Origin of the sequence: Azospirillum sp. HJ39 (assembly GCF_041507355.1) — a bacterium.
Classification (GTDB): Bacteria; Pseudomonadota; Alphaproteobacteria; order Azospirillales; family Azospirillaceae; genus Azospirillum; species Azospirillum thiophilum.
The window spans coordinates 114599-139091 of sequence record NZ_CP167911.1 but is presented as its reverse complement, the minus strand read 5'-3'; the positions used below and the strand labels follow the sequence as shown (position 1 = coordinate 139091).

Below are 24493 nucleotides of genomic sequence, written 5' to 3'. Positions count from 1 at the left end.
GTCTCAGCCTCCGGTCTTTGCCGTGTTCTTCTGGATCTGGGGCAGGCCGTCGAGCAGGGCGGTGACGGAGGGCAGGATGCGCTCCACGATCACCGCCACGCCCTGGGCGTTCGGGTGCAGCCCGTCCTGCTGGATCAGCGTCCGGTCCAGCGCCACCCCGTCGAGGAAGAAGGGATAGAGCGGCAGGTCGTAGCTCTTCGCCAGGTCGGGATAGATGGCGTTGAACCTGTCGGTATAGGGTTTGCCCAGGCTGGGCGAAGCGAACATGCCGGCCAGCAGCGTCGGGATCTTCCGCTCCTTCAGGGTCTTCAGGATGGCGTCGAGGTTGGACTTGGCCTGGTCGGGGTCGAGCCCGCGCAGCATGTCGTTGGCGCCGAGTTCGACGATGGCGGCGTCGGGCTTGTCGGCCAGCGCCCAGTCCAGCCGCGCCCGGCCGCCCGCCGTGGTATCGCCCGACACGCCGGCATTGATGACGGTGACGCTGTAGCCCTTGCCGGCGAGCGCCTTTTCCAGCTGGCGGGTGAAGCCCTGCGGTTCGGCCAAGCCGTAGCCCGCGGTCAGGCTGTCCCCCAGCGCCAGCAGCTTGACCGGAGCGGCGGCGGCGCTCGTCGGAACGGTCATCGATGCCCCTGCGGCAAGGGTGAAGGCCAGCACCGCGGCGGACCTGAGGGCCGCCTTGAGGGACGCCCCGAGGGACGCCGTGTTGAAAGCGCGTCGGGTCGTGCCATATGGCGATGGTCCATTCCGCTTATGCGAGATTCGCATGTCCAAAGTCCAATCCTCTGCAACGTCGCCCAAATCCATCGCCCGATCCACCGGCCAGAACATCGTGGATCTCGGCGACGTCCACTTGAGATTGGACAGCGGTGCCGGACCCGTCAACATCCTGCGGGGCGTTAATCTTCAGGTGGAGGCCGGGGAGCGGGTCGGCGTCGTCGGTCCCAGCGGGTCCGGCAAGTCGACCATGATGATGGTGATGGCCGGGCTGGAGCGGCCCAGCGGCGGCATCGTCCGCGTCGCCGGCCAGGATCTCGGGAACCTGGACGAGGACGGGCTGGCCCGTTTCCGCCGCCAGCATGTCGGCATCGTCTTCCAGGCCTTCCATCTGGTGCCGACGATGACGGCGCTGGAGAATGTCGCCATCCCCCTGGAGTTCGCCGGGGTGGCCGACGCCTTCGACCGCGCCCGCATCGGGCTGGAGTCGGTCGGGCTGGGCCACCGTGTCCACCATTATCCCGGCCAGCTTTCCGGCGGCGAGCAGCAGCGCACCGCGCTTGCCCGCGCCTTCGTCACCGAACCCTCTCTGCTGCTGGCCGACGAGCCGACCGGCAACCTCGATATCGATACCGGCGCCACCATCGTCAAGCTGCTGTTCGATCTGGCCGAGCGCCGCGGCACCACGCTGGTCCTCATCACCCACGATCCGAACCTCGCCGCCCGCTGCGACCGCACGGTGCGGCTTGCCGACGGCCGCATCGCCGACGACGGGCAGGCGGCAAGGCGTGCGCGCCTCCAGGCGGCGGGGGAATGAGGGGGATGACCGATCTCCGCCTCGCCCTCCGCCTCGCCCGGCGCGAGCTGCGCACCGGCCTCAAGGGCTTCCAGGTCTTCCTCGCCTGCCTGGCGCTCGGCGTCGCCGCAATCGCCGCGGTGCAGTCGGTGTCGAGCGGGCTGCTCGACGGGCTGGCCAACGACGGGCGCTCCATCCTGGGCGGCGACGTCGCGTTGCGGCAACTCTACAGCCCGCCGACGGACGAGCAGATGGCGGCGCTCACCGCCGCCGGCCGGGTGTCGACCTCCGCCGAAATGCGGGCGATGGCGCGCGGGACCGACGAGGTCCGCGCCTCGCTGGTCGAGCTGAAGGCGGTCGACGATGTCTATCCGCTCTACGGCAAGGTCACGCTGCAGGGCGGCGGCGACCTCAGGGATGCGCTGGCGAAGAAGGACGGCCGCTGGGGCGCGGTGATCGAGGCGGGCCTGTCCGACCGGCTGGGCGTGAAGCCGGGCGACACCATCCATGTCGGGGAGGGCGTCTACCGGGTCGCCGCGGTGCTGGACCGCGAGCCGGACCGCGCCTCGTCCAACGCCTTCTCGCTGGGGCCGCGGCTGCTGGTGGCGCTGCCGTCGCTGGAGGGCACCGGGTTGCTGCAACCCGGCAGTCTCACCTGGTGGAGCGCCAGGGTGGCGCTGCCGGCCGCAACCGACCTGAAGGCGTGGCAGGACAACCTGCGCGCCCGCTTCCCCGACGCGCCGTGGCGGATGCGCGATTTCACCAACGCCTCGCCGCAGATCGAGCGCTTCATCGACCGGATGACGCTGTTCCTGACGCTGGTCGGGCTGACCGCGCTGCTGGTCGGCGGGGTCGGGGTGGGCAACGCGGTGCGCAGCCATCTGGACTCGCGTGCCCGCACCATCGCCATGATGAAATGCATCGGCGCGCCGGGCGCCCTGGTCTTCCAGCTCTATCTGGCGCAGATCCTGGCTTTGGCATTGCTCGGCATCGTCATCGGACTGGCGCTGGGGGCGGTGGCGCCGCTGGCGCTGGGCCGGCTGCTCGACGGCGTGCTGCCGGTGTCGGCGCAGATCGGCGTCTATCCCGGCGCCCTGGCGCTCGCGGCGCTCTATGGCGTGCTGACCGCGCTGACCTTCTCGCTCTGGCCGCTCGGCCGGGCGCGGGAGGTGCCGGCGGGCGCCCTGTTCCGCGACGTCATCGCCCCGGCGGCCGGACGGCCGCGCACGCCCTACACGGCGGCGATGGTCTTGTCAGCCCTGGCGCTCGCCGGGCTGGCGGTGCTGACCGCGCACAACAAGCTGTTCGCCCTGTGGTTCGTCGGCGGCTCCATCGCCACCTTCATCGCCTTCCGCGCCGCCGCGACGCTGGTCACCTGGGGCGCCGCCCGCGTCGGCCAGGGAGGATTGGGCCGGGTGCGGCGTCCTGAGCTGCGGCTGGCGCTCGCCAACCTGCACCGGCCGGGCAACCCGACCGGTGCGGTGGTGCTGTCGCTCGGCCTCGGCCTGACGGTGCTGGTCGCCATCGCGCTGATCCAGGGCAACTTCTCCCGCCGGGTGTCGGAGACCATCCCGCAGGACGCCCCCAGCTTCTTCTTCGTCGACATCCAGCGCGACCAGTTCGATCCCTTGCGCGATCTCGTCACCGGCATCCCCGGGGCCAGCGGCTTCGAGGCGGTGCCGAGCCTGCGCGGCCGGATCGAAACGGTGAACGGGCAGGAGGCCGAAAAGGCGCTGGTCAACCCGGAGCAGGCCTGGATCCTGGCCGGCGATCGCGGCATCACCTATTCCGCGACCCTGCCCGAGCATTCGACCGTCACCGCCGGCAGCTGGTGGCCGGCCGACTATGCCGGGCCGCCGCTGATCTCCATCCACCAGAGCGTCGCCGACGCCTTCGGCATCGGCCCCGGCGCCAGTCTGGTCGTCAACATCCTGGGCCGCAGCATCGAGGCGAAGGTCGCCAACGTCCGCGCCGCCGATTTCACCAGCATGGCGATCAACTTCACCATGGTCTTCGCTCCTGGCACCCTGGAAGGAGCGCCGCAGACCTGGATCGCCACCGTGCGCGCCACGCCGGAGGCCGAGGCGCAGGTGCAGCGCGGCGTGCTGCAGCGCTTTCCCAACATCACGATGGTGCGGGTGAAGGACGCGCTGGACACGGTGGCGGAGATGCTGGGCCACATCGGCACCGCGGTACGCATCGTCGCCGGCATCACGCTGGCCGCCGGCATGCTGGTGCTGGCCGGCGCGGTCGCCGCCGGGCACCGCCGCCGGGTCTACGACGCGGTGGTGCTGAAGGTGCTGGGAGCGACGCGCGGCGACGTGCTGCGCGCCTTCCTGCTGGAATACGGCCTGCTCGGCCTGCTGACCGCGATCATCGCCGGTGGCATCGGAACGCTCACCGCCTGGGCGGTGCTGCGCTTCCTGATGCATTGGGAATGGAGCTTCCTGCCGTCGGCGGTCGTGACCACAGCGCTGCTGAGCACCGCGATCACGCTCGCTTTCGGGTTCTATGGTACTTGGCGGGCACTGGGCCAGCCGTCGGCGCCGTTGCTTCGGAACGAGTGATTGCCGTGTCAGAAAGCCGCAGGAAAAAAGAATCGTGAAAGCTTTTTCATCTTGGAAAAGCGCGAACGATTCCTATTGAACCGCATTGCGGACTCGCCAATATGTCATGGCGACGGGATCACCCTATTCCACCGAGGAAACCAACATGGCAGACCCGACCTATAACCGCTTCGCGACCGCAGGCCGCGCGACAGATCGGGGATACTTCGACGAAGGCCTGCGCCAGCACATGCTGCGCGTGTACAACTACATGGGCGCCGGCCTGATCCTGACGGGCCTGGTCGCCGCGCTGGTGTCGTCCAGCCCGGCCATGATGGCGGCGATCTTCGGCACCCCGCTGAAGTGGGTGGTGATGCTGGCCCCGCTGGCGTTCGTCATGGTGCTGTCCTTCGGCATCCAGCGCCTGTCCTTCGCATCGGCACAGATGATCTTCTGGGCCTATTGCGGCGCGATGGGCCTGTCGATGTCGGCGATCTTCCTGGTCTTCACCGGGGCGTCGATCGCGCTGACCTTCTTCGTCACCGCCGCGACCTTCCTGGCGATGAGCCTCTACGGCTACACCACGAAGGCCGACCTGTCGAAGATGGGCTCGTTCCTGATGATGGGCGTCATCGGTCTGGTCATCGCCGGCCTGGCGAACATCTTCTTCCAGTCGCCGGCCCTGCATTTCGCGATCTCGGCCATCGGCGTGCTGATCTTCACCGGCCTGACCGCCTACGACACCCAGTCGATCAAGGAAAGCTACGCCGAGGGCTACGATCACGAAAGCACCGGCAAGCTCGCCCTGATGGGCGCCCTGACGCTGTACCTGGACTTCATCAACCTGTTCCAGTTCCTGCTGCAGTTCCTGGGCCAGCGCAACAACGACTAACCCCGAGGACCGTCGCTCGGGGTCCGGGGTTGCCTTCGGACCGTCACTGCATCGGACATCAGCCTATCTGACAAGCCGCCGCCCGGAAGCCACCGCTTCCGGGCGGTTTCGTTTTCAGGGCGCCGGCTTCACGAGTCGACCGTCACTTCATCGCCGACCTGGAGTCCGAGCACCCGGTCGGCACGCCCGCAATTGACCGCGATCTCGACCAGCCCGTTCGAGTTTTCGTACCACAGCGCCTCTCCCGGCCCGACCGCCCCGAAGGTGCCGGCACGGGCGATGCGGGTTCCGGCGACGGTCAGCACCGCATCGGCGGCCAGGGCGCCGGCCCGCATCCCGGTCATGCCATTGCCGTAGACATCGACATAGACGATGCGCGCCAGCTCGTCCGGCCAGCCGGGCCGGTCGATGGCCGCGCCCGGCAGCGGGCTGCGCTCCACCGTCCGGCCGGTCGCCAGCGCAGCGGAAACCGGGGCGAACAGGTCGCGGCCGTGGAAGCTGGCGGAGAGCCGATCCGGAATCCAGTCGATGGTCCAGGCGTTCAGCGACGTTGCGCGGCGGGCCAGCAGGGCGAACAGTCCGTTATCCGGCCCGACGAACCAGCGCCCGTCGGCCTCCACCATCACCGGCCGCCGGTCGGTCCCGACGCCGGGATCGACGACGCAGAGGAAGACGCTTCCGGCAGGGAAGGCCGGAGCGTAGGCGGCAAGCAGATAGGCGGACAGCTGCGGGTCGAAGGCTGGTGCGTCGGCGAACAGGTCGATCACGGGGACACCGGGTGCCTGCTGCGCCACCACCGCTTTCATCTGGCCGGTGTAGGGGCCGCTGAGGCCGAAGTCGGTGAAGAGCAGGATCATGAGCGGCAGTGTAGCGCTGCCCGGTGGGAGATGTCAGGGGACATCGGCCCCCACCCTGACCTCCCCCGCTGGGCGGGGGAGGGGATTGGACCTTTGTCAGTGTGTGGCGGCAATCCCTCCCCCACTCAGTGGGGGAGGATAGGTGGGAGTCTAACCTCTCCTCACATCGACTTCGTATCCAGCGCGTACCCCGCCGAACGTACGGTGCGGATCAGGTCCAGCTCGTCCTCTTCGTTCATCGCCTTGCGCAGGCGGCGGATGTGTACGTCGACCGTACGCGGCTCGACGTACACGTCGTGGCCCCACACCAGATCGAGCAGCTGCTCGCGTGAGAAGACGCGGCCGGGATGCTGCATGAAATGGCGCAGCAGGCGGAATTCGGTCGGGCCGAGATGTACGTCACGGCTGTTCCGGCGGACGCGGTGGGCGGCCAGATCCATGGTCACGTCAGCGAAGGTCAGTACCTCGTCGGTCATGCCGGGGGAGGCGCGGCGCAGCACCGCACGCATGCGGGCCACCAGCTCGGTCGGCGAGAAGGGCTTGGTGATGTAGTCGTCGGCGCCGGAGTTCAGGCCGCGCACCCGGTCGCCCTCCTCGCCGCGGGCGGTCAGCATGATGATCGGGATGTCGCGGGTCTTGGCGTTGCGGCGCAGCTGGCGGCAGACCTCCAGCCCGCTCATCAGCGGCAGCATCCAGTCCAGCAGCACGATGTGCGGCGTCTGTTCGCCGGCGGCCAGCAGGGCCTCCTCGCCGTCGCTGGCGGTGGCGACGCGGAAGCCTTCCTTTTCCAGGTTGTACTTCAGCAGCGTCAGGATATCGGCCTCGTCCTCGACGATCAGGACGAGCGGCTTGAGGGCCGCATTCATGGAGGCTCCGTTCACAGCGCGCGTCTCGACGTTAACCGGCATGGCACAGCCTTTTCAACAGGGAGGGATGGGGCGGAGGCGTCGGCAGGGTCAGCCATAGCGGCCGGTGATGTAGCCCTGGGTGCGCTCGTCGCGCGGGTTGGTGAAGATTTCCTCGGTGTCGTCGCACTCCACCATCTCGCCGAGATGGAAGAAGGCGGTGCGCTGCGACACGCGGGCGGCCTGCTGCATGTTGTGGGTGACGATGACGATGGTGTAGTTGGCCCGCAGCTCGTCGATCAGCTCCTCGATATGGGCGGTCGCGATGGGATCGAGCGCCGAACAGGGCTCGTCCATCAGGATCACCTCGGGGCTGACGGCGATGGCGCGGGCGATGCACAGCCGTTGCTGCTGGCCGCCCGACAGGCTGGTGCCGGGTTCGCGCAGGCGGTCCTTCACCTCGCCCCACAGGCCGGCGCGCTTCAGCGAGGTCTGCACCACCTCGTCCAGCTCGTCGCGGCCGGACGCCAGGCCGTGGATGCGCGGACCGTAGGCGATGTTGTCGTAGATCGATTTCGGGAAGGGGTTGGGCTTCTGGAACACCATGCCGACGCGGGCGCGCAGCTGCACCGCATCGACGGCCTTGCCATAGACGTCCTCGCCGTCCAGCGCGATCCGCCCCTCGACCCGGCAGCCCTCGACGGTGTCGTTCATCCGGTTCAGGCAGCGCAGGAAGGTCGACTTGCCGCAGCCGGACGGGCCGATCAGCGACAGCACCCGGTTCTCCTGGATGTCGAGGTCGATGCCCTTCAGCGCCTGCTTGGCGCCGTAGAACACCTTCACCCCGCTTGCCGTCATCTTGCTGGCGGTGGCACCGCCGCTGCGCCGGTCGGCGCGGGGCCGCAGCTTCAGTTGGGTCTGGATGCTCATGACGCTCACCACCGCCTCTCGAAAAGCTTGCGCAGGACGACGGCCGCCCCGTTCAGCAGGATCAGGACGCCGAGCAGGATCAGGATTGCCGCCGAGGTGCGCTCGGTGAAGGCACGTTCGGGGCTGTCGGCCCACATGTAAATCTGTACCGGCAGCACCGTGGCGCTGTCGGTCAGGCCGTGCGGCACGTCGACGATGAAGGCGACCATGCCGATCATCAGCAGGGGCGCCGTCTCGCCCAGCGCGCGGGCCATGCCGATGATGGTGCCGGTCAGGATGCCGGGCATCGCCAGCGGCAGCACATGGTGCAGCACCGTCTGCAGCGGCGAGGCGCCGATCCCCAGCGCCGCCTCGCGGACCGAGGGCGGCACCGACTTCAGCGCGACGCGCGACGCGATGATGATCACCGGCAGCGTCATCAGCGCCATCACCAGGCCGCCGACCAGCGGGGCCGAGCGCGGCATGCCGAAGAAGCCGAGGAACACCGCCAGCCCGAGCAGGCCGAAGATGATCGACGGCACCGCGGCGAGGTTGTTGATGTTCACCTCGATCAGGTCGGTCCAGCGGTTCTTCGGCGCGAACTCCTCCAGATAGACCGCGGCGGAGACGCCGACCGGCACCGACAGCGCCATGGTCACCAGCAGGGTCAGCAGCGAGCCGACGACGGCGCCGCCGATGCCGGCCTGTTCGGCTTCGCGGCTGTCGCCGGCGGTGAACAGGGTGGTGTTGAAGCCCTGCGCCAGCGCGCCGTCGGCCATCAGGGCGTCGGCCGCCGCGATCTTGGCGTCGCTCAGGCCACGTTCGCTCTCCGGCAGGTCTCGGCGATAGCGGCCCTTCACCAGCTGGTCGATCTCATCGTCGGCGCGCACCCAGACGGTCCGCGTCGTGCCGACGATCGACGCGTCCCCGGCGACCATCGCCTCCAGCTCGTAGGGCGCACCGGACGACAGCAGCTCGTTCAGCACGCGGCGGCCGGCGCGGTCGGTAACCTGAGGGAACTGGGCATGGAGAGCCCGGCGCAGCAGGACAGTGTAGTTGCGGTCGGCGACCTCCGCCGGGTCCAGCGTCACCTCCAGCCGGATCCGCGTCTCCCAGAAGGCACTGCCGCCGCGGGCGACGATCGATCCCAGCAGCAGCACCAGCACCAGCGCCGCCAGCGCCACCGCGGCGGCCCCGGCCAGCCGGAACCGGCGCTCTGCGGCATGGCGGGCGCGCAGCCGGCGGGCGAAGGCCTCGCTCCTGTGGCGGGACTTCGAGGCGGCGGCCGGGGCGGGGGAGGGCGGAGCGGCCGAGATGTCCTGTTCGAGAAGGTCAGTCATATTTTTCCCGATAGGTCCGGACCACCCGCAGGGCGACCATGTTGAGGCAGAGCGTGACGAGGAACAGCACGAGGCCGAGGCCGAAGGCCGACAGCGTCTTCGGGCTGTCGAACTCCTGGTCGCCGACCAGCAGCGTGGCGATCTGCGTGGTGACGGTGGTCACCGCCTGCAGCGGGTTGGCGGTCAGGTTGGCGGTCAGGCCGGACGCCATGGTGACGATCATCGTCTCGCCGATGGCGCGGCTGATCGCCAGCATCACCGCGGCGACGATGCCGGGCAGCGCCGCCGGCAGCACCACCTGCTTGATCGTCTCCGACTTGGTGGCGCCCAGGCCATAGGAGCCGTCGCGCAGGCTCTGCGGCACTGCATTGATGACGTCGTCCGACAGCGAGCTGACGAAGGGGATGATCATCACCCCCATGACGATCCCGGCGGCCAGCGCCGATTCCGAGCTGACGTCCAGCCCGAGCGCCTCGCCGACCGACCGCACGAAGGGCGCCATGGTCAGCGCCGCGAAGAAGCCGTAGACCACGGTCGGGATGCCGGCCAGGATCTCCAGCGCCGGCTTCAGCCAGGTGCGCATGCCACGCCCGGCATATTCGGACATGTAGATCGCCGCCATCAGCCCGACCGGAACCGCCACCAGCATGGCGACCACGGTGATCAGCAACGTGCCGGCGAACAGCGGGATCGCACCGAAGGAGCCGCTGGACCCGACCTGATCGGCCCGCATCGCCATCTGCGGGCTCCAATGGGTGCCGAACAGGAAATCGAGCGGCGAAACCACGGCGAAGAAGCGCAGCGCCTCGAACAGCAGCGACAGGACGATGCCGACCGTGGTCAGGATGGCGACCAGCGAGCAGACGACCAGCGCCACCCGCACCACCCGCTCGACCGCCGGGCGGGCGCGCAGGTCCGGGCCGATGCGATGGCGGCCCCAGGCAAGCCCGGCGACGGCGAGGCTGGCGCCGATGGCGAGCAGGCTCCAGTCGGCGAGATCGCGGAAGGAGGCATAGCGCCGCGCCGCCTCGGCCACCGCCGGGTCGGGCTCGCGCCCGGTGGCGATGCCGCGGGCAAGGTTGAGGATGTCGGCCTTCAGGAGGGCGGCGGACTGGCCGCCGTCGGCAGTCAGCCGCTCCGGCAGGCCGGACAGCACCAGCTGCAGGACGAGCCAGCCTTCCGATGCCGTCCAGGCCACGAACAGCAACAGCGCCGGCAGCCCGGCCCACAGCGCGACATAGACGCCGTGATAGGAGGGGACCGAATGCAGCTCCGCAACCCGGCCGCCGACGGACGCCGCCGCGCGCGACCGGCCGGCGAGGAAGCCGATGACGGTGAGCAGGGCCAGGATCAGGGCAAGGAGGGTCAGCTGCATGCGGGTCGCTCGGCGCGGAGGGAAACGGTCAGAACTTGAGCGGCGTCAGGTTGACCGCCTGGACGCGGGCCGCCTCGCGCAGCGGCTTCGGCTCCGCGATCAGGCCCTTGTCGATCAGATAGCCCTCCTCGCCCAGCGCGCGTTCGGAGGTGTATTCGCCGACGAACTCGCGGATGCCCGGGATGACGCCGGCATGGGCGTTCTTGACGTAGATGTAGAGCGGACGCGACAGCTCGTACCCGCCGGCGGCCACCGTCTCCGCCGTCAGCTCCACCCCGTCCATCTTCGCGGCACGCAGCGTGTCGCGGTTCTGGTCGAGATAGCTGTAGCCGAAGACGCCGAAGGCGCCGGGGTTGGCGCTCAGCTTCTGGACGATCAGGTTGTCGTTCTCGCCGGCCTCGACATAGGCGCCGTCCTCGCGGATGGTCATGCAGACGCGCTCGCGCGCCTTCTCGTCCGGCACGACCGCGGCAACCTCCGCGACCTTCCGGCAACCTTCCAGCATGCCCAGCTCGTTGAAGGTATCGCGCGTTCCGGAGGTCGGCGGCGGGCCCAGCACCTCGATGGCGGCCTTCGGCAGAGACGGGTCGATGTCCGACCACAGCCGGTAGGGGTTCGCGACCAGGGCGCCGTTCACCGGCACCTCCTTCGCCAGCGCCTTCCACAGCACCATCGTGGTCAAGGAGACCGGCGCGCCCTTCTTCGACGAGGCCAGGGCGATGCCGTCATAGCCGATCTTCAGTTCGGTGATCGTGGTGACGCCGTTGGCGGCGCATTGGTCGATTTCCGACTTCTTGATGCGGCGCGAGGCGTTGGCGATGTCGGGATGGGCCGGGCCGACACCGGCGCAGAACAGCTTCAGCCCGCCGCCGGTGCCGGTCGATTCCACCACCGGCGTCTTGAACCTGCCGGTCTTGCCGAAGGCCTCCGCCACCGCGGTGGTGAAGGGGAAGACGGTGGAAGAACCGACGGCGCGGATCTGGTCGCGCGACTGCGCCCGCGCCGGGGTCGCCGCAACGGCGAGCGCCAGCGCCAGAACGGCCATGGTGAAGACATGCGTCCGGTCGGTCACGGGTGCCCCTCTCGCGAAACGGCTGAATGGTCCATCGGAATGGCGCGGACCATAGACCCGGAGGGCGACCGATTGATTACGTTTTTATGACGCTTTCATGACGGTGTCACGAAGCGGCATCGCTTCCCTCACACCCCGCCGGCCCCCCTCTCACCCCCGGGGAGAGGGTTGGGGTGAGGGGGAAACACCGCAAGGCCGTTCCGAGGATCCCGCCGTGCCTCCCCCTCTCCCCGGGAGGACGAGGGGGACATGACCTCTCCAACGGCCGGCAGATAGACGGTGAAGGCGCTTCCCACCCCGACCTCGCTCTCGATGGTCAGGCGGCCGCGGTGGCGGTTCAGGATATGCTTGACGATGGCGAGCCCGAGCCCGGTGCCGCCCATGGCGCGCGACCGCGCGGCGTCGACGCGGTAGAAGCGTTCGGTCAGCCGGGGCAGATGGGTGCGGGCGATGCCGTCGCCGCGGTCGCGCACCGACACCGACACCATGGCGGTGCCGCCGCGGACCATGCGCCGCTCCTTAGCGACCGGTCCGCCGGGTGCCGGCAGCCCGGCGAAGCCGACCGCGGTGCCGTCGGCCAGCGCCACCGTGACGGTCACGTCCGTATCCTCGCGCGTGTACTTGATCGCGTTGCTGACCAGATTCTGGAACACCTGGGTCAGCTGGTCCTCGTCGCCGATGACGCGCGGCAGATCCTCCGGCGCTTCCAGCCGCAGCCGGATCCGGCGCTGGGCCGCCTTCAGCTCCAGCGCGGCGATGACGTTTTCCAGCTCCTCCACCACGTCGACACGGCCGCCGGGCGGCATATGCTCATCCAGCTCGATGCGGGACAGCGACAGCAGGTCGTTGACCAGCCGGGTCATCCGGCTCGCCTGGTCGTGCATGATCGACAGGAAGCGGTCCTGCGCCTCGGGATCGTCGCGCGCCGGGCCGCGCAGCGTCTCGATGAAGCCCAGCAGCGACGACAGCGGCGTGCGCAGCTCATGGCTGGCATTGGCGATGAAATCGGCACGCATCTGCTCGGATCGCCGGGCCGTGGTGACGTCGTGCAAGGTCAGGATCGCCATGCGGGCAACCGCGGGCGGGCGGGGCGCCGGTTCATCCTCATCGCTCTCGCCGTCCAGCAGCGAGGGATCCGGCTCCGGAACCAGCCGCTGGAAGGGTTTCACCTGCGCTTCGAAGCTGCGCTCGACCGGAACCGGCAGCGTGAATTCGATGATGCGGGAGGCGCCGCCGCGCAGCACGGAATCCACCGCCTCCAGCACCGCCGGGGTGCGCAGGGAGGAGGCGAGGTCGCGGTCCACCACCTTGTCGCCGAACAGCTCCCGCGCGGTGGCGTTGGCGCGCACCACCTGACGCTCGGCGTCCATCAGCAGCAGCGGGGCGGGCAGGGCGTCGATCACCGCCTCGTCGGCGTCGAGTTGCAGCCGCACGCTCTCCGCCCGCCGCAGCCCGACCCGGTGCAGCCGGCCGATGGTGGCGGCCAGCGCCCGCAATGCCGGCGGCGTTCCGCCGGGCGCCAGCGGCTCGTCGGCCTCGGCCAGCCGGGCGGCGTAATCGGTCACGGCATCGGCATCCCGGCGGTAGACGCGCAGGACCGTCACCGCGCCCGCCAGCGCCGATGCCGCCGCGACCGCCGCCAGCCCGCCATGCAGCGCACCGGCCTGGACCGCCAGCGCCAGCACGGCCAGCAACGGCACCAGCATCAGCAGGATGGCGGTCAGCAGCGGGGCGGGCGGCAACGCCTTCAGGCGCATGGGATCGGCACCGGGTCGGAGGAGGGAGGGGGGTGGGGGGCGGCATATGCAATGATGGGCCGTTCTACACCATCGTCGCCGATGCTGCGCGTCGGTCATAAAAGATTCATGGGAAGGACTGTGCGGACATCCGTTGACTCCAGGATAGTAGATAATTATTCTACCTTCATGGAAAAGAATGGAACCGACATCGACAGCCGCCTCGCCGCAAGGCTGCGCGCCCTGCGGGCCGACCGTGGCCTGACGCTCGATGCCCTGGCCGAACGGTCGGGTGTCAGCCGATCCATGATCTCCCTGATCGAACGGGGGGAGAGCAGCCCGACCGCCAATGTGCTGGAACGGGTGGCCGCCGGGCTGGGAGTGACGCTGGCAACCCTGTTCGCCGATGCCGAACGCGCCGATGCCAGCCCGGTCGCCCGCCGGGACGATCAGGTCGCCTGGCAGGATCCGGCGACCGGCTACCGCCGCCGCAACCTCTCGCCCTCCGGCTACCCGTCGCCCATCGAGCTGGTGGAGGTCGAGCTGCCGCCCGGCGCCCGGGTGTCCTACGACAGCGGCGCTCGCGCCGCCGTGGTCGAGCAGCAGATCTATCTGCTGGACGGCATCATCGAGTTGACGGTGGGCGAGGTGACGCACCGGCTGTCCGGCGGCGATTGTCTGGCGATGCGGCTCGACCGACCGACCGGATTCCACAACCCGACAGACAGGCCGGCCCGCTACATCGTCGCGTTGACCACCGACGGGCGCCCCGCCTTAAACGCCGTTAAACGCTGAAGGAGCATGCGATGGACAGTGCCAGCCTGGAGCCTCGACCACATGGGTCCGGCACCGTGACGCTCCGTCCACTGACGGGGGCCGAGGCGCGTGCCGCCGTGCCGGGACTGACCGACGTGCTGATGGATTGCGTGGAGGGCGGCGCCTCCGTCAGCTTCATGGCGCCGCTCGACCGCGCCACCGCCGAGGGCTTCTGGCGGGAGGTGGCGGACGGGGTGGAGTGCGGCGACCGCATCCTGCTGATCGCGGAGGATGGGGCCGGCGCACTGGGCACGGTCCAGCTGATCGTCCGCCAGCCGCCGAACCAGCCCCACCGCGCCGACCTGTCCAAGATGCTGGTCCACCGCCGCGCCCGCCGTCTTGGTGTCGGTGCCGCCCTGATGCGGGCTGCCGAGGAGGCGGCGCGGGCGGCGGGCAAGACCCTGCTGGTGCTCGACACCGCCTCGCCCGACGCGGAGCGCCTCTATGCCCGCGCCGGCTGGGTGAAGGCCGGCGTCATCCCGAACTACGCCCTGTGGCCAGAGGGCGGCTTCTGCGACACGACGTATTTCTACAAGGCCCTCGACTAGGGATTTCCCGGCTCCCGCGGGAGCGGGAAATCCCCAACCGGAAAACCTCATCTCACCAGGGCAGCGAGTCATGCGCCGCCAGCGCCGCGGCGGTGACGATGTCGTTGACCGAGGCGCCCATGGTGACGATCTGGGCCGGCTTGTCCATGCCGATCAGCAGCGGGCCGATCATCTGGCCGCCCGCCATCTTGTTCAGCAGCTTGGCCGAGATGTTGGCCGAATGAAGCCCCGGCATGATCAGGACGTTGGCCGGACCGGACAGCCGCGAGAACGGATAGACCCGCTTCATCAGCTGATAGTCCAGCGCGACGTCGGCCGACATCTCGCCGTCATACTCGAAATCGACCCGGCGGCTGTCGAGGATCGCCAGGGCCTCGCGCAGCGGATCGGTGTTCGGGTGCGGCGTCTGGCCGAAGTTGGAAAAGGACAGCATCGCCACCCGCGGCTCGTGCCCCATCTGCCGGGCCTTGGCCGCCGCCCCCATCGCGATGTCGGCCAGCGTCTTGCCGTCGGGACGGACATGGACGGTGGTGTCGGCGATGAAGACGGTGCGGTTGCGGGTGATGAACAGGTGCAGGCCGAACACCGGTTCGCCCGCCTTGGGATCGACGACCCGGCGGATTTCCTCATAGGCCACGCCGAAGCTGCGGGTGAGGCCGGTCACCATCGCGTGGGCGTCGCCCTGGGCCACCATGCAGGCGGCGAAGACGTTGCGGTCCTGGTTGACCATCCGCTGGCAGTCGCGCAGCAGGGCGCCCTTGCGCTGCAGGCGGCGGTACAGATGGTCGGCATAGCGGCGGTTGGCGTCGGACAGGCGGGCGTTGTGGATCTCGAACTGGATGTTGGGCTGGCCCATCGCCGCCAGCTGTTCCTTGATCACCTCCTCGCGCCCGATCAGCACCGGCGTGCCGTAGCCATGGGCGCGGAAGGACATGGCGGCACGGATCGTCCGCTCCTCCTCGCCCTCGGCGAAGACGACGCGGCGCGGGTTGGTCCGCACCTTCTCCAGGATCAGTTCCAGGCTGTCGGCGGTCGGGTCGAGGCGGGTGCGCAGGCTGTGCTTGTAGCCGGACAGGTCGACGATCGGTTTGCGCGCCACGCCGCTTTCCATCGCGGCCTGGGCGACGGCGGCCGGAACGGTGACGATCAGCCTGGGATCGAACGGCACCGGGATGATGTAGTCGGGGCCGTAGCGCAGCCGGCGCCCGGAATAGGCGGCATCGACCTCGTCCGGCACATCCTCGCGCGCCAGCGCCGCCAGCGCCTTGGCGGCGGCGACCTTCATCGCCTCGTTGATGGTGGTGGCGCGGACGTCCAGCGCGCCGCGGAACAGGTAGGGGAAGCCCAGGACGTTGTTGACCTGGTTCGGGTAGTCGGACCGGCCGGTGGCGACGATGGCGTCGCTGCGCACCGCCTTAACCTCCTCCGGCGTGATCTCCGGATCGGGGTTGGCCAGCGCGAAGATGATCGGCTTGGCCGCCATCGAGGCCACCATCTCCGGCGTCATCGCCCCCTTGGCCGACAGCCCGACAAAGACGTCGGATCCGGCCACCGCCTCTTCCAGCGTGCGCTTGTCGGTGTCGACGGCGAAGGACGACTTCCATTGGTTCATGCCGCTGGTGCGGCCACGATAGACCACGCCCTTGGTGTCGCACAGGATGATGTTTTCACGTGAAACACCCATGGTGCAGAACAGCTCGGCGCAGGCGATGCCCGCCGCGCCGGCACCGTTCACCACCATCTTCACGTCTTCGATCCGGCGGCCGGTGATGTCGCAGGCGTTGACCAGGCCGGCGGCGGCGATGATCGCGGTGCCGTGCTGGTCGTCATGGAAGACCGGGATGTCCAGCAGTTCGCGCAGCCGCTCCTCGATGATGAAGCAGTCGGGCGCCTTGATGTCTTCCAGGTTGATGCCGCCGAAGCTGGGGCCGAGGAAGCGCACGCAATTGACGAACTCGTCCACGTCGCGGGTGTCGACCTCCAGGTCGATGCCGTCGACGTCGGCGAAGCGCTTGAACAGCACCGCCTTGCCTTCCATCACCGGCTTGCTGGCCAGCGCCCCCAGGTCGCCCAGCCCGAGCACCGCGGTGCCGTTGGAGATGATGGCGACGATGTTGCCCTTGGCCGTATAGTCGTAGGCGAGCGACGGGTCGTCGGCGATGCGCAGGCAGGGCACCGCCACTCCGGGCGAATAGGCGAGCGCCAGATCGCGCTGGGTCGTCAGCGGCTTGGTCGGGGTGATTTCCAGCTTGCCGGGCCGGCCGCTGGAATGCAGCAGCAGGGCCTCTTCGTCGGTGACGCGCTTGGTGTCGGACATGGATGTCGTGTTCCTCAACGGAGTTCTGAAGCCCGTCGGTCGTCGTTGGTGCCTTATATGCGGTGCGCTGCCGACGGTGGGGTCGCGATGGTATACGCCCTGCGCGCAACTCGCCAAGCCTCCTTCGCCCGGTTTTTGAACGAATCATGCATTTTCTTGACGATCGACGACATATCCCGTTCATCGCCCGTCCTATCTGCCCCGCTTCCGCTGCATGTCGCCGTCGCAGCCGTTGCGGACGCCGTGCTGGACGGGGAGGGGCAGAGCCGTTAGCTTGCCGCCCGATTGCAAACGACCTTCGGAATGATGCCCATGCGCCCCTCCGGCCGCGCCTTCGACCAACTGCGCACCGTCTCCCTCGAACCCGGCTTCAGCCGCTATGCCGAGGGGTCCTGCCTGGTGCGCTTCGGCAACACGCATGTGCTGTGCACGGCCAGCGTCGACGAGACGGTGCCGCGCTTCCTGAAGAACACCGGTCTCGGCTGGGTCACCGCCGAATACGGCATGCTGCCGCGCTCCACCCACAGCCGCACCGACCGCGAGGCGGCCAAGGGCAAGCAGTCGGGCCGCACCCAGGAAATCCAGCGCCTGATCGGCCGCGCGCTGCGCGCCGTCACCGACCGTTCGGCGATGGGCGAGAAGCAGATCAAGATCGACTGCGACGTCATCCAGGCCGACGGCGGCACCCGCACCGCCGCCATCACCGGCAGCTATGTCGCCCTGCATCTGGCCTTCCAGCACCTGATGCAGATCGGTGCCTTGAAGACCATGCCGTTGAGCGATCAGGTCGCCGCCGTCTCCTGCGGCCTCTATCAGGGCAACGCGGTGCTGGACCTCGATTACGACGAGGATTCCAAGGCGCAGGCCGACGCGAACTTCGTCCTGACCGGCAGGGCCGGCATCGTCGAAATCCAGGGCACCGCCGAGGAAACCCCCTTCTCCGAGCCGCAGTTCATGGAGCTGCTGGCCCTCGCCCGCAAGGGCGTGACCGAGTTGGTGGCGTTGCAGAAGCAGGTTCTCGGCATCAAGTAAGGGGTCATGACCATGTCCGCTCCCCGCCGCTTCACCGGCGACACCCTCGTCATCGCCAGCCACAACAAAGGCAAGGTGCGCGAGATCGCCGACCTGCTCGGCCCCTTTGTGGCCAATTTCACCGCGGCCGGGGAGCTGGGCCTGCCCGAGCCGGAGGAAACCGGCACGACCTTCGTCGCCAATGCCGAGCTGAAGGCCAAGGCCGCGGCAGCCGCCGGCCATGTCGCGCTCGCCGACGACAGCGGGCTGGTGGTGCCGGCGCTGAACGGCGATCCCGGCATCTATTCGGCCCGCTGGGCCGGGCCGGAGAAGGATTTCGCCATGGCGATGCGCAAGGTCGAGGACGGCCTTGCCGGCCAGGCGGCTGCCGGCAAGACGGACCGCAGCGCCTATTTCGTCTGCGCCCTGTCGCTCGCCTGGCCCGACGGCCATGTCGAGACGGTGGAGGGCCGCTGCTACGGCACGTTGGTGTGGCCGCCGCAAGGGCCCCATGGCTTCGGCTACGACCCGATGTTCCTGCCGGACGGCCAGGCCTTGACCTTCGGCGAGATGGATCCGATGAAGAAGCACGAGATGAGCCACCGCGCCGACGCCTTCCGCCAGTTGGTGGAGCGCTGCTTCCGGTGAGCGCATCCAATCCCGGTTTCGCCATCTACGTCCACTGGCCCTTCTGCAAATCGAAGTGCCCCTACTGCGATTTCAACAGCCATGTCCGTGAGCGGGTCGATCATGACCGCTGGCGGGCAGGGCTGCTGCGCGAGCTGGACCATTACGCCGATCTGACCGCCGGCCGCACCGTCACCTCCCTCTTCTTCGGCGGCGGCACCCCGTCGCTGATGGAGCCGGCCACCGTCGGCGCGCTGATCGACCGCGTCGCCGAACGCTGGCCGGTCGCCGACCGGCTGGAAGTGACGCTGGAGGCCAACCCGACCTCCGTCGAGGCCGACAAGTTCCGCGCCTTCCGCACCGCCGGGATCAACCGCGTCTCGCTCGGCATCCAGGCGCTGGACGATTCCAGCCTGCGCTTCCTCGGCCGCCAGCACAATGCGGCGGAGGCGACCGGCGCCATCGAGCTGGCGGCCCGGACCTTCGACCGCTTCTCCTTCGACCTGATCTATGCCCGGCCCGGCCAGACGGTAGCCGCTTGGCAGGCTGAGCTGGCGCGCGCACTCGATTACGCCGTCGGCCATCTGTCGGTCTATCAGCTGACGATCGAGGAGGGGACGGCCTTCTACCCGCTGCACGCCCGCGGCGACCTGGTGCTGCCCGACGAGGATCTCGCCGGCGACCTCTATGAGGCGACGCAGAGCCAGCTGGGCACGGCTGGCCTGCCGGCCTACGAGATTTCCAACCATGCCCGGCCGGGCGAGGAAAGCCGCCACAACCTGACCTATTGGCGCTATGGCGATTATGTCGGGATCGGACCCGGCGCCCATGGCCGGCTGACGCTGGATGGCGACAAGTTCGCCACCCGCGCCCACCGCGCCCCGGAAATCTGGCTGGAGCGGGTCGAGCGCGACGGCCATGGCGCTGCGGCACCCAATGCAATCAACCGCGACGCCCGCGCCACCGAGCTGCTGATGATGGGGCTGCGGCTGACGGAAGGCGTACGGCTCGCCCGTCTGGTCGAGGAGGCCGGCCGTCCGCTCGACGATCTGGTCGATCCGGCGGCGCTGTCGCGCCTGATCGACGGCGGGTTCCTGACCCGCGACGCCGATCGCCTGTCTGCGACATCGGATGGACTACAGCGACTGAACGCAGTCCTCGCCGCACTTTTGGCGTAAGCTGCGCTTGCTGCGACTTGGGAGAGGGCAGGGGATGCGCATCAGCCTGTTGGTGGCAGCCGCGACGAACGGCGTGATCGGCCGCGACGGCCGGCTGCCCTGGCATCTTCCCGGCGATCTCAAGCGCTTCAAGGAACTGACGCTGGGCAAGCCGATCCTGATGGGCCGCAAGACCTGGGAGTCCCTGCCGCGCCGTCCATTGCCGGGCCGCGACAATCTCGTCGTCAGCCGCCAGTCCCCGCCCGGCGCGCATGACGGTGCCCGCTGGTTCGCCACGCTTGGCGGCGCCATCGCCTGGGCGCAGGAGGGTGGCGCGGCCGAACTGTGCGTGATCGGCGGGGCAGCGCTGTTCCGCGAAACCCTGCCCATCGCGGACAGTCTGCACCTGACCCGTATCGAAAGCGTGGTCGAGGGCGACACGCTGATGCCAGCCATCGGCACCGAATGGGTGGAGGTCTGGTCGAGCGCGCCCATGGAGGAGAACGGGCTGTTCTACCGCTACATCGATCTGGAGAAAGCCCGGGTCTGAATGACCACCGGCGTCCTTCGGACCTGGTTCACTCCTCGCCGCCCAGGCGGTGCAGCACGTCGTCCAGCTGGTCGAGCGTCTGGTAGTGGATGGTGATGGTGCCCCGCTGGCCCTGGGGATTGATCGCGACCTTCAGCCCGATGCGGGCGGAGATCTCCTCCTCCAGATTGATCAGGTCGACATCCTTCACCGCTGGTGCAGCCGCGGAACCGCTGCCGGATCCGCCCTTCTTCGCCTTGGGCTGGTCGCCGCGCATCAGGTCTTCGGTCTGGCGGACATTCAGGCCGCGCGTCACCACTTCACGCGCAGCGGCGGCCGGATCCGGGGCGGTCAGCAGGGCGCGGGCATGGCCGGCGGTCAGCGCGCCGTCCTGCACCATGGTCTTGACCGGATCCGGCAGGGACAGCAGGCGCATCATGTTGGCGACATGGCTGCGGCTCTTGCCGACGGCGCGTGCCAGATCCTCCTGCGTGTGCTCGAACTCCTCCATCAGGCGGCGATAGCCCTCCGCCTCTTCCAGCGGGGTCAGATCCTGGCGCTGGATGTTTTCGATCAGCGCGATTTCCAGCGCTTCGCGGTCGCTGAGGTCGCGGATGATGACCGGAACCTCGTGCAGGCCGGCGATCTGCGCCGCGCGCCAGCGGCGTTCGCCGGCGATCAGCTCGTAGGAATTGGCGTCCTCGGCATCGCGGCGGACCAGCAGCGGCTGCAGGATGCCCTTGTCGCGGATCGATTCGACAAGGCCCTTGATTGCCTCCTCGTCGAACTTCCGCCGCGGCTGATACCGGCCGGGATGGACGAACTCGATCGGCACCTGCTTGGATTGCCGCACCTTGTCGAGCGCCGAATAATCCTCGGTCGCCTCGCCGAACAGGGCGGAAAGGCCGCGGCCCAGGCTGGCGCGCCGGGCGCCGCCTTGCTTGGTGTCGTCGATCATGCAGTCAGTCTCTTCTCACGGCGCAGCACCTCGCCCGCCAGATGGATGTAGGCCTGGGATCCGGGGCAGCGCATGTCATAGATCAGCACCGGCTTGCCGTGCGACGGCGCCTCCGACACCTTGACATTGCGCGGGATCACGGTGTCGTACACCTTCTCCCCGAAGAAGCCGCGGACGTCCGCCGCCACCATGTCCGACAGGTTGTTGCGCTTGTCGAACATGGTCAGCACGACGCCATGGATATCCAGGTTCGGGTTGAAGGCCCGCTTCACCCGTTCGATGGTGCGGACCAGATGGCTCAATCCTTCCAGCGCATAGAACTCGCACTGCAAGGGGACCATGACCGCATGCGACGCCACCAGCGCGTTCAGCGTCAGCAGACCCAGCGCCGGCGGACAGTCGATCAGGACATAGTCATATTCGAGCGAACTGTTGGCAACCGCTTCGCGCAGGCGGAACTCGCGCCGCTCGGCGCCGACCAACTCGATCTCGGCACCGGACAGATCGACCGACGAGGTGATGATCGACAGGTTCGGCACGGAGGAGGGAGTCGCCGCATCCTCCAGCGACACGTCGTCGAACAGCACGTCATAGATGCCGACGCGGCGGTCGGAACGCGGAATGCCGAGGCCGGTGGACGCATTGCCCTGCGGGTCGAGGTCGATCACCAGCACCCGCTTGCCGATGACGGCGAGCGCGGTGGCAAGGTTGATCGTCGTCGTGGTCTTACCCACGCCGCCCTTCTGGTTGGCAATCGCAACCACACGGGCAAGGGGTCGGGTAACGGCAGACATGGCAGCCTCTCGGGAGTCCGGTTGGCGGGACGAGGGTGGGAGGACGGTGTCAGGCACGGGCTTCACACACGCTCAAGGTCAGTCACGCGCAGGACGGTTCCGGTCGGATCGGTGCGGCTGTCGGTTCGCTCGGTCCGCATTGTCCAATATCGCGTGGTGGCGGTCAATTCGTCGTCCAGCGCCGCACCCTTCAGGAACAGGCAGGATCCGCGCGACCCGATGAAGGGATGGGCCCAGCCCAGCAGATCCGTCAGCGGCGCGAGCGCCCGGGCGGTGACGACGTCGGCCTCGATCCCGGTGACCGTCTCGATCCGCTTGGTATGCACGGTCACCGGCGCGTCGCAGATGCGCGCCACTTCGCGCAGGAAGGCACATTTGCGCACGTCGCTTTCGATCAGATGCACCTGCGGCACGCCAAGGATGGCGAGCACCAGACCGGGAAAGCCGGCACCGCTGCCGAGATCGGCCAGCACCCTTGTACCCTCCGGCAACAGCGGGAAGAGCTGTGCGGAGTCGAGGAAATGGCGCTTCCAGGCATCGGGCAGGGTGGAGGGACCGACGAGGTTGATCTTCGGCTGCCACTTGCGCAACAGCGCCTCGTAGGCGATCAGGCGGTCGAGTGTTTCACGTGAAACACCCGTGGCTTCCTGGAACGCGACCGCGTCGAACCCGTTCATTCTGCAGCCACCCCGGAAGAGACGCCATCGCGACGCTTCACATGACGCAGCAGGGCGACGAGCGCCGCCGGAGTCATGCCCGGAATGCGGGCTGCCGCCCCCAGCGTCGCCGGGCGCGACTGGCGCAGCTTCTGCCGGATTTCGGCCGACAGGCTGCCGATGCCGTCGACATCGAGGTCGTCGGGCAGGGCCAGCGACTCGTCCTTGCGGAAGGCGCGGATGTCGGCCTCCTGCCGGCCGAGATAGCCGGCATATCTGCCGTCGATCTCCAGCTGTTCGGCGATCTCCGGCGCAATGCCGCCCAGCTCCGGCCACAGGCGGGCGAGGGCGGCGAGGTCGATGTCGGGATAGCGCAGCAGGTCGGCGGCGCTACGGCGCACGCCGTCCTGGTTGACCGCCACGCCCTGGCGCGCCAGTTCGACCGGTGTCGCCTGCAGCGAGGCGACCAGCGTCCGGCCGGCGGCCAGCGCCACGCTCTTGGCCTCGAAGACATCGCGGCGTTCGGAGCCGACACAACCGATGGCGATGCCCTTGGCTGTCAGGCGCTGGTCGGCGTTGTCAGCCCGTAGCAGCAGCCGGTATTCGGCGCGCGAGGTGAACATCCGGTAGGGCTCGTTGGTGCCCCGGCCGATCAGGTCGTCGATCAGCACGCCGATATAGGCATCGGCGCGGTCGAGCACGAAGCCCTCGCGATTGCCACCCGCGGCCAGCGCGGCATTGATGCCGGCCATCAGCCCCTGGGCCGCCGCCTCCTCGTAACCGGTGGTGCCGTTGATCTGGCCGGCCAGGAACAGGCGCGGCGCACGGCGGGTCTCCAGCGTCGGCTTCAACTCGCGCGGGTCGACATAGTCGTATTCGATGGCATAGCCGGGGCGGATCATCGCCACCTTCTCCAGCCCCGGCATGCTGGCGAGAATGCCGAGCTGCACGTCGCGGGGCAGGGAGGTGGAGATGCCGTTCGGATAGACGGTGGGATCGTCCAGCCCTTCCGGCTCCAGGAAGATCTGGTGCCGATCCTTCTCGGCGAAGCGGACGACCTTATCCTCGATCGACGGGCAGTAGCGCGGGCCGGTGCCGGTGATCTGGCCGGAATACATCGGCGCACGATGCAGGTTGGCGCGGATCAGCGCGTGGGCCTCAGGCGTCGTCCAGGTGATCGCGCAGTCGATCTGCGGCGTGTCGATCCGCTCCGTCATATAGGAGAAGGGCGGCGGCGGCAGGTCGCCCGGCTGCTTCTCCAGCGCATCCCAATCGATGGTGCGGCCATCGAGCCGCGGCGGTGTGCCGGTCTTCAGCCGGCCGAGCGGGAAGCCAAGCCGGGCCAACGTGTCGGACAGGCCGATGGACGGCGCCTCTCCCACCCGGCCGGCAGGGGTACGTTCTTCGCCGATATGGATCAGGCCGCGCAGGAAGGTGCCGGTGGTCAGCACCACCGCACCGGCCCGGATGGACTCGCCAGCCCCGGTGACGACACCGGTGATGCGGTGGCCAGCGATCCCTTGGCCGTCATCGACGATCAGGTCCTCGGCGCCGCCGGCCTCGATGGACAGGTTCTCCTGGCCGGCCAGCAGCGACTGCATCGCCTGACGATAGAGCTTACGGTCCGCCTGGGCGCGCGGGCCACGCACGGCCGGGCCCTTGCTGCGGTTGAGGATGCGGAACTGGATGCCGCCGCGGTCGATGGCCTTCGCCATCACCCCGTCGAGCGCATCGATCTCCCGCACCAGATGCCCCTTGGCCAAGCCGCCGATGGCGGGATTGCAGGACATCTCGCCGATGGTTTCGATCTTGTGGGTCAGCAGCAGCGTGCGCGCACCCATGCGCGCGGCCGCGGCGGCAGCCTCACAGCCGGCGTGACCGCCGCCGACAACGATGACGTCAAAGCTTCGCATGTGCGGGACCATAGCGGAACGCAGACCCGGATCCAAGGACTTGCATCCGGGAAGCCGGCGAGGCTCATGCATGCGTTGAATGCGT

The 24493-nt window shown here is 68.7% G+C and carries 22 protein-coding genes; 9 read left to right on the top strand and 13 right to left on the bottom strand.

What is annotated here, in order from left to right; all coding sequences use genetic code 11:
* Positions 1-3 precede the first annotated feature (3 nt).
* Complete coding sequence (locus ABMY26_RS14125) at positions 4-621, bottom strand: arylesterase (protein ID WP_372397898.1); 618 nt, start codon at positions 619-621, stop codon at positions 4-6.
* A gap of 142 nt (positions 622-763) precedes the next feature.
* Between ABMY26_RS14125 and ABMY26_RS14120 the strand changes: the two genes are divergently transcribed.
* From ABMY26_RS14120 to ABMY26_RS14110, 3 genes are all read left to right on the top strand, one after another.
* Entirely contained in the window at positions 764-1531 is a 768-nt protein-coding gene (locus ABMY26_RS14120) for an ABC transporter ATP-binding protein (protein ID WP_372397897.1), read from the top strand.
* A 5-nt stretch (positions 1532-1536) separates the two neighbouring features.
* The gene (locus ABMY26_RS14115; RefSeq protein WP_372397896.1) at positions 1537-4077 is read left to right on the top strand and encodes an ABC transporter permease; all 2541 of its coding nucleotides are present in this window, start codon (positions 1537-1539) and stop codon (positions 4075-4077) included.
* A 145-nt stretch (positions 4078-4222) separates the two neighbouring features.
* Positions 4223-4948 (top strand): Bax inhibitor-1/YccA family protein, encoded by a 726-nt coding sequence (locus tag ABMY26_RS14110; RefSeq protein WP_310110889.1) that lies wholly within the window; start codon positions 4223-4225, stop codon positions 4946-4948.
* Between the two features lie 128 nt (positions 4949-5076).
* Here ABMY26_RS14110 and ABMY26_RS14105 read toward each other — a convergent pair whose 3' ends face one another.
* From ABMY26_RS14105 to ABMY26_RS14075, 7 genes are all read right to left on the bottom strand, one after another.
* Positions 5077-5805: an S-adenosyl-l-methionine hydroxide adenosyltransferase family protein gene (locus tag ABMY26_RS14105; RefSeq protein WP_372397895.1), complete on the bottom strand. Its 729-nt coding sequence runs from the start codon at positions 5803-5805 to the stop codon at positions 5077-5079.
* A gap of 161 nt (positions 5806-5966) precedes the next feature.
* Positions 5967-6671 (bottom strand): phosphate regulon transcriptional regulator PhoB, encoded by a 705-nt coding sequence (gene phoB, locus ABMY26_RS14100; RefSeq protein ID WP_045582504.1) that lies wholly within the window; start codon positions 6669-6671, stop codon positions 5967-5969.
* A 90-nt stretch (positions 6672-6761) separates the two neighbouring features.
* Entirely contained in the window at positions 6762-7580 is an 819-nt protein-coding gene (pstB, locus tag ABMY26_RS14095) for a phosphate ABC transporter ATP-binding protein PstB (protein ID WP_372397894.1), read from the bottom strand.
* 5 nt (positions 7581-7585) lie between these two features.
* Complete coding sequence (gene pstA / locus ABMY26_RS14090) at positions 7586-8899, bottom strand: phosphate ABC transporter permease PstA (RefSeq protein WP_372397893.1); 1314 nt, start codon at positions 8897-8899, stop codon at positions 7586-7588.
* Entirely contained in the window at positions 8892-10274 is a 1383-nt protein-coding gene (gene pstC / locus ABMY26_RS14085) for a phosphate ABC transporter permease subunit PstC (protein WP_372397892.1), read from the bottom strand. Before pstC ends, pstA begins: the two co-directional genes overlap by 8 nt.
* Before the next feature lie 28 nt (positions 10275-10302).
* Positions 10303-11346: a PstS family phosphate ABC transporter substrate-binding protein gene (locus tag ABMY26_RS14080; RefSeq protein ID WP_372397891.1), complete on the bottom strand. Its 1044-nt coding sequence runs from the start codon at positions 11344-11346 to the stop codon at positions 10303-10305.
* A gap of 128 nt (positions 11347-11474) precedes the next feature.
* A complete protein-coding gene (locus ABMY26_RS14075; protein ID WP_372397890.1) occupies positions 11475-13103 on the bottom strand; it encodes an ATP-binding protein in 1629 nt (542 codons plus the stop codon).
* 168 nt (positions 13104-13271) lie between these two features.
* Between ABMY26_RS14075 and ABMY26_RS14070 the strand changes: the two genes are divergently transcribed.
* A complete protein-coding gene (locus tag ABMY26_RS14070) occupies positions 13272-13877 on the top strand; it encodes a helix-turn-helix domain-containing protein (RefSeq protein ID WP_372397889.1) in 606 nt (201 codons plus the stop codon).
* A gap of 11 nt (positions 13878-13888) precedes the next feature.
* Positions 13889-14446, top strand: coding sequence for an N-acetyltransferase family protein (locus tag ABMY26_RS14065; RefSeq protein ID WP_372397888.1), 558 nt, complete (start codon positions 13889-13891; stop codon positions 14444-14446).
* A 52-nt stretch (positions 14447-14498) separates the two neighbouring features.
* Here the strand turns inward: ABMY26_RS14065 and ABMY26_RS14060 are convergent, their stop codons facing one another.
* The gene (locus tag ABMY26_RS14060; protein ID WP_372397887.1) at positions 14499-16763 is read right to left on the bottom strand and encodes an NADP-dependent malic enzyme; all 2265 of its coding nucleotides are present in this window, start codon (positions 16761-16763) and stop codon (positions 14499-14501) included.
* A 312-nt stretch (positions 16764-17075) separates the two neighbouring features.
* Here ABMY26_RS14060 and rph point away from each other — a divergent pair, with 312 nt between their 5' ends.
* Genes rph through ABMY26_RS14040 form a run of 4 tightly spaced genes read left to right on the top strand, consistent with a single transcriptional unit; the run spans position 17076 to position 20108 of the window.
* A complete protein-coding gene (rph, locus tag ABMY26_RS14055; RefSeq protein ID WP_372399015.1) occupies positions 17076-17795 on the top strand; it encodes a ribonuclease PH in 720 nt (239 codons plus the stop codon).
* A 12-nt stretch (positions 17796-17807) separates the two neighbouring features.
* Positions 17808-18422 carry an RdgB/HAM1 family non-canonical purine NTP pyrophosphatase gene (rdgB, locus tag ABMY26_RS14050; protein ID WP_372397886.1) on the top strand — a complete coding sequence of 205 codons (615 nt, stop codon included), beginning with the start codon at positions 17808-17810 and terminating at the stop codon, positions 18420-18422.
* Positions 18410-19579 (top strand): radical SAM family heme chaperone HemW, encoded by a 1170-nt coding sequence (hemW, locus tag ABMY26_RS14045; RefSeq protein WP_372399014.1) that lies wholly within the window; start codon positions 18410-18412, stop codon positions 19577-19579. Before rdgB ends, hemW begins: the two co-directional genes overlap by 13 nt.
* A 34-nt stretch (positions 19580-19613) precedes the next feature.
* On the top strand, positions 19614-20108 hold the full coding sequence (locus tag ABMY26_RS14040) for a dihydrofolate reductase (protein ID WP_372397885.1): 495 nt from the start codon (positions 19614-19616) through the stop codon (positions 20106-20108).
* A 28-nt stretch (positions 20109-20136) separates the two neighbouring features.
* Here the strand turns inward: ABMY26_RS14040 and ABMY26_RS14035 are convergent, their stop codons facing one another.
* The 4 genes from ABMY26_RS14035 to mnmG all read right to left on the bottom strand — a co-directional run bounded on the left by ABMY26_RS14035 (position 20137) and on the right by mnmG (position 24408).
* Positions 20137-21045 (bottom strand): ParB/RepB/Spo0J family partition protein, encoded by a 909-nt coding sequence (locus ABMY26_RS14035; RefSeq protein WP_045581344.1) that lies wholly within the window; start codon positions 21043-21045, stop codon positions 20137-20139.
* Positions 21042-21839, bottom strand: coding sequence for a ParA family protein (locus ABMY26_RS14030; RefSeq protein ID WP_045581343.1), 798 nt, complete (start codon positions 21837-21839; stop codon positions 21042-21044). Before ABMY26_RS14030 ends, ABMY26_RS14035 begins: the two co-directional genes overlap by 4 nt.
* A 62-nt stretch (positions 21840-21901) precedes the next feature.
* Positions 21902-22516 carry a 16S rRNA (guanine(527)-N(7))-methyltransferase RsmG gene (gene rsmG / locus ABMY26_RS14025; protein WP_372397883.1) on the bottom strand — a complete coding sequence of 205 codons (615 nt, stop codon included), beginning with the start codon at positions 22514-22516 and terminating at the stop codon, positions 21902-21904.
* Positions 22513-24408 (bottom strand): tRNA uridine-5-carboxymethylaminomethyl(34) synthesis enzyme MnmG, encoded by a 1896-nt coding sequence (gene mnmG, locus ABMY26_RS14020; protein ID WP_372397882.1) that lies wholly within the window; start codon positions 24406-24408, stop codon positions 22513-22515. The genes rsmG and mnmG overlap by 4 nt, the downstream gene beginning before the upstream one ends.
* Between the last annotated feature and the right edge of the window lie 85 nt (positions 24409-24493).